The 8,666-nt window shown below is 72.3% G+C and carries 9 protein-coding genes and 1 pseudogene; 2 read left to right on the forward strand and 8 right to left on the reverse strand.

Going from position 1 to position 8,666, the window contains the following annotated elements:
- Nucleotides 1-4 precede the first annotated feature (4 nt).
- From I8D64_RS17725 to I8D64_RS04245, 5 genes are all read right to left on the reverse strand, one after another.
- On the reverse strand, nucleotides 5-550 hold the full coding sequence (locus I8D64_RS17725) for an ABC transporter substrate-binding protein (protein WP_343068423.1): 546 nt from the start codon (nucleotides 548-550) through the stop codon (nucleotides 5-7).
- Nucleotides 547-1,110: an ABC transporter substrate-binding protein gene (locus I8D64_RS17730; RefSeq protein ID WP_343068424.1), complete on the reverse strand. Its 564-nt coding sequence runs from the start codon at nucleotides 1,108-1,110 to the stop codon at nucleotides 547-549. Before I8D64_RS17730 ends, I8D64_RS17725 begins: the two co-directional genes overlap by 4 nt.
- Before the next feature lie 122 nt (nucleotides 1,111-1,232).
- Nucleotides 1,233-2,057, reverse strand: coding sequence for a helix-turn-helix domain-containing protein (locus tag I8D64_RS17735; protein WP_200501198.1), 825 nt, complete (start codon nucleotides 2,055-2,057; stop codon nucleotides 1,233-1,235).
- Nucleotides 2,054-3,016 (reverse strand): universal stress protein, encoded by a 963-nt coding sequence (locus I8D64_RS04240; RefSeq protein WP_200501199.1) that lies wholly within the window; start codon nucleotides 3,014-3,016, stop codon nucleotides 2,054-2,056. Before I8D64_RS04240 ends, I8D64_RS17735 begins: the two co-directional genes overlap by 4 nt.
- Before the next feature lie 142 nt (nucleotides 3,017-3,158).
- Nucleotides 3,159-4,259, reverse strand: a complete 1,101-nt coding sequence (locus I8D64_RS04245; protein WP_200501200.1) for a metallophosphoesterase family protein — start codon at nucleotides 4,257-4,259, stop codon at nucleotides 3,159-3,161.
- A gap of 243 nt (nucleotides 4,260-4,502) precedes the next feature.
- Between I8D64_RS04245 and I8D64_RS04250 the strand changes: the two genes are divergently transcribed.
- Together I8D64_RS04250 and I8D64_RS04255 are read left to right on the forward strand one after the other, a co-directional pair.
- Nucleotides 4,503-5,255 carry a MerR family transcriptional regulator gene (locus tag I8D64_RS04250; protein ID WP_200501201.1) on the forward strand — a complete coding sequence of 251 codons (753 nt, stop codon included), beginning with the start codon at nucleotides 4,503-4,505 and terminating at the stop codon, nucleotides 5,253-5,255.
- An 81-nt stretch (nucleotides 5,256-5,336) separates the two neighbouring features.
- Nucleotides 5,337-6,074 carry a CPBP family intramembrane glutamic endopeptidase gene (locus I8D64_RS04255; RefSeq protein ID WP_200501202.1) on the forward strand — a complete coding sequence of 246 codons (738 nt, stop codon included), beginning with the start codon at nucleotides 5,337-5,339 and terminating at the stop codon, nucleotides 6,072-6,074.
- A gap of 35 nt (nucleotides 6,075-6,109) precedes the next feature.
- Here I8D64_RS04255 and I8D64_RS04260 read toward each other — a convergent pair whose 3' ends face one another.
- The 3 genes and pseudogenes from I8D64_RS04260 to I8D64_RS17160 all read right to left on the reverse strand — a co-directional run.
- A complete protein-coding gene (locus tag I8D64_RS04260; protein ID WP_200501203.1) occupies nucleotides 6,110-7,390 on the reverse strand; it encodes a heparan-alpha-glucosaminide N-acetyltransferase domain-containing protein in 1,281 nt (426 codons plus the stop codon).
- 122 nt (nucleotides 7,391-7,512) lie between these two features.
- Nucleotides 7,513-8,424: an endo alpha-1,4 polygalactosaminidase gene (locus I8D64_RS04265; protein WP_200501204.1), complete on the reverse strand. Its 912-nt coding sequence runs from the start codon at nucleotides 8,422-8,424 to the stop codon at nucleotides 7,513-7,515.
- Nucleotides 8,425-8,526: 102 nt separating this feature from the next.
- Nucleotides 8,527-8,666: pseudogene (locus I8D64_RS17160) on the reverse strand (DNA starvation/stationary phase protection protein); the annotation flags it as partial.

An 8,666-nucleotide genomic window follows, 5' to 3' on the forward strand; every position in this document is an offset into this window, starting at 1 on the left:
GCACTCAGCCCTCGGTGATCCCGTCGACGAAGGCGTCGATGGCCTGCTCGTTCGAGCGGGGCCCGCCGGCGCCCCAGATGCGCGGCGGGAAGGCGTGCGCGCGCCCCGCCTTCACGGCGGGCAGGGAGCTCCAGATGTCGTTCTTCTGCATCTCGTCGATGTAGCTGCCCTCTCCGGTGCCCTCGTCGTTCGCGTAGAAGAGGTTCGCGTCGCCCACCGCGGTGAGGCCCTCGACGTCGGTCTGGGTGAGGCCGTACTCCTCGCTCACGCCGCCGGTGCCGTAGGCCTCCTCGAGGTCGTCGTCCCAGGCGGGCGTGAGGCCCAGCTCCTTGCCGAGCTCGGTGAACAGGGCGCCGTCGGTGTACGGGCGGATGGTGAGGTTGCCGCCCTCGACCCAGCCGTCGAAGAACAGGAACTCCTTCGTCTCCAGGTCCGCGTCCTGGACCTCCTTCTTGGCGGCGGCGAGGTGGTCGTCGAACTCTCCGAGCACGGCATCCGCGCGCTCGGAGCGACCGGTGGCCTCGCCGATCATGGAGAACACGCCCTTCATGTGCCGATCGGGTCGTCGGGGTCCGCGCCCAGGGTCGCGAGCACAGGCACGCCGGTCTTCTCGAGCTGGCCGATGATCTCGTCGTCCTTGCTGAAGGCCTCGACCACGACGAGGTCGGGGTCGAGCGAGAGCACCGTGTCCAGGTCGGGTTCGCCGCGGGTGCCGACGTCCTCGACGCCCTCGGGGAGGGTCTCGGCGCTGTCCCAGGTGCGGAAGCCGTCGGGCTCGGAGACGCCGACGGGCTGCACGCACAGGCTCAGGGCGTCCTCGACCTGCTGCCATTCGAGGACGACGACGCGCTGCGCGGGCTTCTCGAGCTCGACCGTGCGGCCGACGCCGTCGGTGATCGAGACCGGGTCGTCCGAGGTGGCGGTCGTGTCCTGCGCACAGTCCTTCGAGATCGCCGCCGCGGCGCCGCCGTCGGACGCCCCGGAGTCGGCCGACGAGGAGGAGACGTCGGTCGTGCCGCAGGCGCCCAGGGCCAGGGTGAGGGCCCCGGCGGCGAGCGCGGAGGCTGCTGCGGCGAGGCGGCGCGGGCGGGCACGGAGGGAGGAGGACATCGAGGGCCTTTCGGGGAGCGCGGGATCCCGGGCTCCGGAAGCGCCCGAGGCGAGGGCAGCAGTGCCGCGATCAGGTTAGGTTACCCTCACCGAGTCCGCAATCACGACCTCCAGACGCATGATCAGGGTTTTGGGACACCCGCCGCGAGGTGCGCGCCCGGCGTGCGACCGGTGACGCGATGGAAGGCGTCGATGAAGGTGCTGGGCTGGGAGCAGCCCAGGATCCGCGAGACCTCCTGCACCGCGCGGCCCTCCCCGAGCAGGCGCAGCGCGTGATGGATGCGCAGCATCTGCCGCCAGCGCGCGAAGGACAGCCCGGTCGCGGCCCGGAACGCCCTGATGACCGTGCGTGTGCTCAGCCCCGCCTCGCGGGACCAGGCGGGCAGGTCGCGCGGGTCGGCGGGATCGGCGAGCAGGGCACGGGCGATCGGGTCGATGCGGGGATCGCCCGGCAGACGCAGGTCGAGGGCGGGGGCCGACGGCTCGAGGACGTCCAGGACCACCGCCTCCGCACGCGCCCGCGCGGCGGGCGCGAGGTCGCGGCGGGTGAGATGCAGCAGGAGGGACTCGAGCAGCGGAGTCATCACCAGGGTCATCGCCGCGTCGAGCGGCTCCGGCAGGGCGGCGGGCGCGAAGAACGCGTCGCACAGCTCGACGTCGGCCGTGAGCCGGCCCGCGTGCTCCACCCCGGCGGGGATCCACAGGCCCTGACCCTCGGGGACGGTCACCAGCAGGTCGTCGACGCGCGCGGTCATCGTCCCGCCGCGCACCCACACCAGCTCGTGCAGCGGATGGGTGTGGGCGGGGTACTCGGAGGGGGCACCGGACGGATGCGACTCGGCGTGGATCGTGAACGCCGCGGGGGCATCCTGGGGCAATGGGGCGACGTCGTAGGTGACGGTGCCGGACTCGCGCGTCCAGGCGCCGAGGCTCGCGAGAGCACTCACCCCTTGGCCGCGCGGGTCGGGACCACCATGACCGGTCCGCCGGCGCCGTGCAGCACACCGCGGGAGACCGAGCCCAGCAGGGCGCTCTTCACCGTGCCCCGCCCGCGCGTGCCGAGCACGGTGAGAGGGGCGTCGCGGCTCTGCTCGGCCAGCAGCTCGATGCTGTTGCCGATCTCGACGACGACCTCGATCTCGAGGTCGGGGTGCTCCGCGCGCAGCGGGGCGATGCGGTCCTCGACCATGCCCTCGAGCTCGACGCGGCGCTCCTCCACGGACACGTGGTCGTCCGTGTACGTGGGGTACCAGTAGGTCCACTCGTCCAGCAGCGGCATCGCGACGAACACCCGCAGGGGCGTGCCGAGCCTCTCGGCCTGACGGGCGGCGACGCGCAGCACGAGGCCGCTCTGCTCCGATCCGTCGACCCCCGCGACCACGGGGCCGCGGCCGGCTGCAGGAGCGCTGGCGCCCGCAGGAGCACCGTCGGACGATCCGTCGGCCGCCTCGCGGCGGGGCACGACGACCGTGGGGCAGCGGGAGTGGGCGGGCAGTCCGGACGCGACCGAGCCGAGCACGCGACCGGCGAAGCCTCCGCGTCCGCGCGAGCCCACGACCACGAGCTGCACCGAGCCGGAGGCGTCCACGAGCACCCCGGTCGCGTCGCCCCTGGCGGAGCGGAAGGTGAGCGGGCCGGGGTGGTCCTTCACGATCTCGGCCGCCTCCTCGAGGATCTCCCGGGCGGCCGCCTTCCCGGCGTCGTCGGCGTCGTGCGGCATCGAGGCGAGGTTCGCGTAGAAGGCGCCCGGAGCGGCGTAGGCGGTGACGACGGTGAGCCCGCTGCCGCGCCGTCGCGCCTCCTCGGCGGCGAAGCGCAGGGCGGATCGGGCCTGCTCGGACCCGTCGAAGCCGACGAGGACCTCCAGGTCGCGGTCTGCGGAGTCGAAGGGGATCTGGTCGTCCATGACTGACCTCCCGGCAAGAGTGACCAGCGGTTCCGTGTCCCTCAGGCTAGCAACCGGGGTGTGGGAGCGGGAGGGGCGGACGGGGCGGGCGAGGCGACGGGAGGGCGGGTTCCCGGCGGCGACGAGGAGACGATCTGCCTGCTCAGCGCCGGTCGGGCTCCGCGCGCACCGCGGCGCTCAGGTCCTCGGGCAGCGGCGCGGGCTCCCCCGGCTGCACTCCGGGCGTGAGGTCGATGCCGTACTCGGAGGCGAGGCGCAGCTCTGTGCTCGCGAGCACCCCGTCGACCGCTTCGTCCAGGTGCAGCACGCGTGCGCCGCGCAGCCGATGCTCGTCCTCGCCCTCGAGGCCGTAGGCCCCGAATCCCGTGCCGGGACCGTAGCCCAGCAGAACCCCGTAGTAGTCGGCGACATAGGTGTTCGTGTGGTCGTGGCCGACGAAGAGCCCCCTGACGTCGCCCCGCTCGAGCATCGCGGCGAACATCCCCGAGTTCAACGGGCCGGGACTCTCCTCCTCGTTCCGCTCCCCCTCGATGCGGTGGCGGGCCGCGGCGCGCTCGTGATCAGCGTCCGTGCGCGAGTCGACGCTGCCGAACCAGGCGAAACGGTGCTCCCACAGCGGGATGTGCTGGAAGACGACACCGGGCACGAGCGCGCCGTTGCGGTGCTCGAGCTCGACGGAGCTCTCGCGGTACCAGCGGATCTGGTCGGGCCGCAGCCAGTCCCAGCCGGGATACCCCGCGAAGCCCTGCGCGGCGCCGTCGCGGCCGAGGATGGTCTCCGGGGCGTAGCGACCCGAGTCCAGCAGCCAGACGGCGAAGGCGTCGCGGGTGCCGTCGGCCGAGCGCACGGGAAGCATCTGGTTGCCGGTGCCGGTGATCGCCGGGTCGTCGGGCGCGTTGAGGTTGTGCGGCAGGATGCGCGCCAGATCCAGCAGGTCACGCTCGTGCAGCCCTGTCATGGGCGCGGAGTCCTCGTCGTGGTTGCCGAACGTGAGCACCCAGGGGATGGAGCGCTCCTCCATCGGCCGGGCCACGTTGTGGAGCGCCTGCGCGACCTCGTGCGGAGTCGTGGGGCGGCCGTCGATGACGTCCCCATTGAGGACGACGAGGTCCGGCAGGACATCGTCGAGCACAGCCTCCTGGAGAGCTGTCGTGCGACGGTCGGTCCGGGGCCCGTCCTGGGTGTCGTTGAGCTGGACGATCGTGAACATGCGGTCCTCGCGGAAGCGCAGCGGTGCAGGCATGCCCCCATCCTTCCAGGCTCGGGCCCCGCACGGGCGTGCCCGGGCCGGGCGGGACCCACGGGAACAGGCAGGACATCGGGTCCGACCGCGCAGGTGCGGCTCATGTTCCTCTGCGCCATCCCGCTGCTGGTCAAGCGTTCCCTGCCCGTGCTCTCCCCGACCGTCAGGACGGTGATGATGGCGGCGCCGGTGCTGGGCGGGGTCTAGGCTCGGAATCCCTCGCGCCCCGTGGAACGGAACCCCATGCCCTGGAGCACGCGCCAGCTCGCTGACCTCGCCGGCACCACCGTGAACACGGTGCGCCACTACCACCAGGCGGGTCTGCTGGCCGAACCCGAGCGCCTCAGCAACGGCTACAAGCAGTACACGGTCCCCCACCTGGTGCGCCTGCTGCGGATCCGTCGGCTCGCCGACCTCGGCGTCCCGCTCGCGCGGATCGAGAGCATCGACGACCTCGCGCCGGGCGAGGTCGGGTCGAGGGACGATGACCCTAACTCCGTCTCCTCGACCCTGCGCGAGCTGGACGAGGAGCTGCAGTCGCGCATCTCCCAGCTCGAGGAGGCGCGCACGCAGATCGCAGCGCTGCTCGCCGGTGGCGCACCCGCCCACACCCCGCCGGGCTTCGAGTCGGTGAGCGCCGGCATGAGCGAGGCCGATCGCTCGCTGATCCAGATCTACGCCGAGCTGTACCGCCCCGAGGCCCTGGCCGACGTGCGCTCGATGGTCGAGGCGGCCGACTCGGCGTCGCGACGCTTCGACGACCTTCCCGCAGACGCCGACGATGCCTCCCGGCAGCGGCTCGCCGAGGAGCTGCTGCCCGGTCTGCGGGTGCAGCTCGAGGCGCACCCGTGGCTCCGAGATCCTGCGCCGCAATACCAGAAGAGCAGGTCGGAGACGCGGAAGGCGCTGCGCGATGCCCTGCACGAGGTCTACAACGATGCCCAGATCGACGTCATCGCGCGGGTCGAGCGACTCGCCGAGGAGCAGACCCCTTGACCCTGTGGTGACCACACGGTCTTGTCTGGTCGTCTCGTCACCGACCGGTCCGCTCCGCAGGACCGACGAAGGAGGACCCCGATGACCGACCGACGCACCGCTCCCGCATCGACCGCTCTCCCGACCGCCTCGCCGACCACGCGCCCCACCGCCCCGGGCTGGCCGGAGATCGTCGTGGGACTCATCGCCTACGTGATCTGCTTCGGACTCGTCTTCCTGCTGCTGCCTCTCGCGGGCGGCGGCGCCCTGGGCGGGGTCATCGGCCTGTTCGTCTCCGGCGTGATGGGGCTGATCGCTTTCGGCGCCGCCTGGGCGGTCCGCATCCGCTCGGCCGCGGCCTTCGGGTTCCGACGTGCGAGCGGCCGGCAGCTGCTCGCCGGGGCGGGCCTCGGCGTGCTCGCGGCGATCATCGGCAGCGCGCTCACCATCGTCTACGTGATGCTCTCCGGCGACATGCAGTCCCCCCAGTCGAGTTACCAGGCAGCCTCGGCGGGCGGCGCGCTGTCCCTGGTCCTCACGCTCGTGGGCGGCTCGATCATCACCCCGATCGGCGAGGAGTCGCTGTTCCGCGGCGTGATCGCGAACGCCCTGCTCAGCCGGTATGGAGCGTGGATCGGCGTACTCGCGAGCGCGATCGTGTTCGCCCTGTTCCACGGCATCAACACGGTGCTGCCCTCGGCCTTCATGGTCGGCCTGTTCGCCGCGCTGCTGTTCCGCCGCACCGGATCGGTCTGGCCGGGAGTGGTCCTGCACGGCACCAACAACCTGGTCAGCTCGCTGCTCCCGCTCGCGCTCGCGGGTATGGCAGCGGGGGCGTGAGGGGCGCGAGCGCCCTCACGTCCCGTGCGCTCGCCTCAACTGCCGGCCCGCCCGCCGCGTCGCATCCCGGCCCGTCCCGCGATCCTGCTGACCAGCGCCTCGAGGGGCCCGCGGGAGCCGCGGGCCGAGAGCACGAGGCCGATCAGCGCGACGATCGCGAGGTGCGCGAGCAGGATCCAGGCGCCCGCGATGAACCATGGAGCGCTCTCGAAAGCGCCGGCACCCGCGACGATCAGCGCGGCGATCATGGCGACTCCGGTGAGCAGCACGTGGATCGTGTAGATCGTGAGCGGCGCGCCGCCGGCCGCGCGGAGAGCTCGCGGCAGTGCGCCGGCGAGGTGGCGGGTCGGCGGGATCACGAGCGTGAGCACGCCGATCACGGCGACGGCGACGCCCGCGGTCGCGCCCATGTCCGCGACCGAACCGGTGTGCGGGGTCGCAAGGGCCTGCATCCAGAGGTCGCCGCGCAGGGGTGCGCCGAAGCCCTGGAGGTCGAGCAGCATCTTGTCCTCGCCGTGCGCGAGCGCCCACGCCTTCACAGCGGCCGAGATGGCGTAGGCGAGCACGGCCGCGCCCGCCCCGGTGCCGAGCGCCGTCATCGACCAGCGGCGCGCGCGCCCCGCCTCGACAGCACCGAGCAGGGAACGCATGAGGATGACGCCCAGAAGCAGGTACGGCAGCCACGTGATCAGCGGATACATGCCGGTGAGCGCGAGCCCGCGAAGAAGCGCGGCGGGCTCGAGCACGTTCAGCGGAGTCACGTTTCCGATCTCCTGGACGATTCCGAGGTCCGAGCGGACGCTCGCGTTCAGCCAGCCGCCGACGGCGGTGAGGACGAGCGCGATGGCCGCCAGCACGCGGCTCGAGCACAGCAGCAGGGGTGCGGTGATCATCATCCCCAGGCCGAAGGGCACGAGGACGACCACCACCCACGTGGGCACGAAGCCGAGCAGCAGGCCGATCGCGAGGACGAGCGCCCCGCGGACCATGCCGCTGCGCACGGCCCCGGCGCGGTCGCCGACCCCGAGCCGCTTCCGGGAGGCGAGCACGAGGCTGCAGCCGCCGATCACGGCGAACAGCGCCGCGGAGGTCCCTTCGGTGAGGACGCTCGCGATCCGGGCCGCAGCGTTCTGCCAGGGCGATCCGCCGGACGAGGTGCCCAACGGCACCAGCAGGTGGGCGGTCATCATGCCGACGATCGCGACGAGCCGCGCGAGGTCGAGCGCCTCGAGGCGGGCGGGGCCGGCGGAGGGAGACGGGCCGGTCACGGTGGCGGCCGGCGCTGACCGGGGATGAGGGGACGCGGTTGTGTGCATGCCCTCGAGACTCTCGTTCCCACCAGCGCGTTCGCGTCATGCTGGGGTCCCTGTGCACTGCCACCGTGCGACGATCTCCTCCTCAGTCCACGGTCTGACGCGCGCAGGGGGCAGAGCCGGGTTCAGCAGGATTCGTAGCGATAGCCGTCGGCGCCCTGGGCGACGAGGTCGCGGTCCCTCAGGATCGTCAGTGGTGCGCGGTCCGGGAGGGTGCAGACGTCGGCGAAGGTCATCCCGGCGTCCTCGAGGCTGTCGGGGTACTCGATCTGCAGGACGCGGGCGCCGTAGACGCCCGTGTACGCGGCGCATTCGTCGTAGGCGCCGCATTCTTCGGCGACGGCGAAGTCGAAGCCGAGCTCCTCGTGCGCCGTCGCCGTGATCTCGGCGGCGTTCTTCTGGGCGATCGCGAGCCCGGACTCGTGCGCGAGGTCCACGTAGGCGGAGGCGAGGGCCATCGCACCGTTCTCGTCGATCCGGTCGAACCGGTCGAAGGTGTCGAGGTTGTCGATCTCGACGGCGTCGTAGCCGGCCGCGGCGCAGCCCGTGATCACCGGGGCGAGGATCTCCAGGATGTCGTCGCGCTGCGTCGAGCCGGACGGATCGAGGATGTACTCGTCGTCCCAGTCGGGGTCTGTGACCAGGTCGCCATGCGCGTCGTGCAGCAGCAGATCGGCGTGCTCCTTCCACATCGCGGCATCGCCGGGCTGGGTCTGGAAGCCGTTGACGTAGCAGACGTTGTAGGCGCCCTTCAGCGGTTCGGCGGTCGCATCGCGCACGACCACGTCGATCGGGCCCGACGGCGTGTAGGCGCCCCCGAGCTGATAGTCGAAGGCGCCGCTGGCGGGAGGCAGCTCCGGGGTGTGCTCCCCCTCCGAGGAGGGGTGATCGGAGGGCGCCGCGGCAGGATCATCGGCCGATCCCCGCGAGACCGGCGACATCGACCTGCCGTCGGCCTCCGCGTCCTCTCCTGCGCAGGCCGCGGCCATCAGCAGCACCAGAGCCGCCGCCGCGGCGCCCCGCCTCGTCCGCCCCATCCGGCCTGCCCTCTTCTTCTCGGTTCCGCAGCGCCTCAGTTCCGCAGCACCTGGGCTCAGCAGCCCGCACGGGCGGCCACGTCCCGCCCGTGCGGGTCGCGCTCAGTTCGCCGGGGTGCGGGTCTCGGCGCTGATGAACCAGGCCTGCTGCTCGAGCTTCTCGATGATGCCGTGCAGAATGTCGGCAGAGGTCGGGTCGGCCTCATCGACCTCGTCATGGACGTAGCGCATGCTGCCCACGG

This window comes from Brachybacterium halotolerans (assembly GCF_016623465.1).
In the GTDB taxonomy this organism is placed as follows: domain Bacteria; phylum Actinomycetota; class Actinomycetes; order Actinomycetales; family Dermabacteraceae; genus Brachybacterium; species Brachybacterium halotolerans.

Bases quoted from the DNA above. Each gene is read 5' to 3' on its own strand.
- I8D64_RS17730 (WP_343068424.1), bottom strand. From the start codon at position 1,110: ATGTCCTCCTCCCTCCGTGCCCGCCCGCGCCGCCTCGCCGCAGCAGCC.
- I8D64_RS04250 (WP_200501201.1), top strand. From the start codon at position 4,503: ATGCCCTGGAGCACGCGCCAGCTCGCTGACCTCGCCGGCACCACCGTG.
- I8D64_RS04240 (WP_200501199.1), bottom strand. From the start codon at position 3,016: ATGGACGACCAGATCCCCTTCGACTCCGCAGACCGCGACCTGGAGGTC.
- I8D64_RS17725 (WP_343068423.1), bottom strand. From the start codon at position 550: ATGAAGGGCGTGTTCTCCATGATCGGCGAGGCCACCGGTCGCTCCGAG.
- I8D64_RS04265 (WP_200501204.1), bottom strand. From the start codon at position 8,424: ATGGGGCGGACGAGGCGGGGCGCCGCGGCGGCGGCTCTGGTGCTGCTG.
- I8D64_RS04245 (WP_200501200.1), bottom strand. From the start codon at position 4,259: ATGCCTGCACCGCTGCGCTTCCGCGAGGACCGCATGTTCACGATCGTC.
- I8D64_RS04260 (WP_200501203.1), bottom strand. From the start codon at position 7,390: ATGCACACAACCGCGTCCCCTCATCCCCGGTCAGCGCCGGCCGCCACC.
- I8D64_RS04255 (WP_200501202.1), top strand. From the start codon at position 5,337: ATGACCGACCGACGCACCGCTCCCGCATCGACCGCTCTCCCGACCGCC.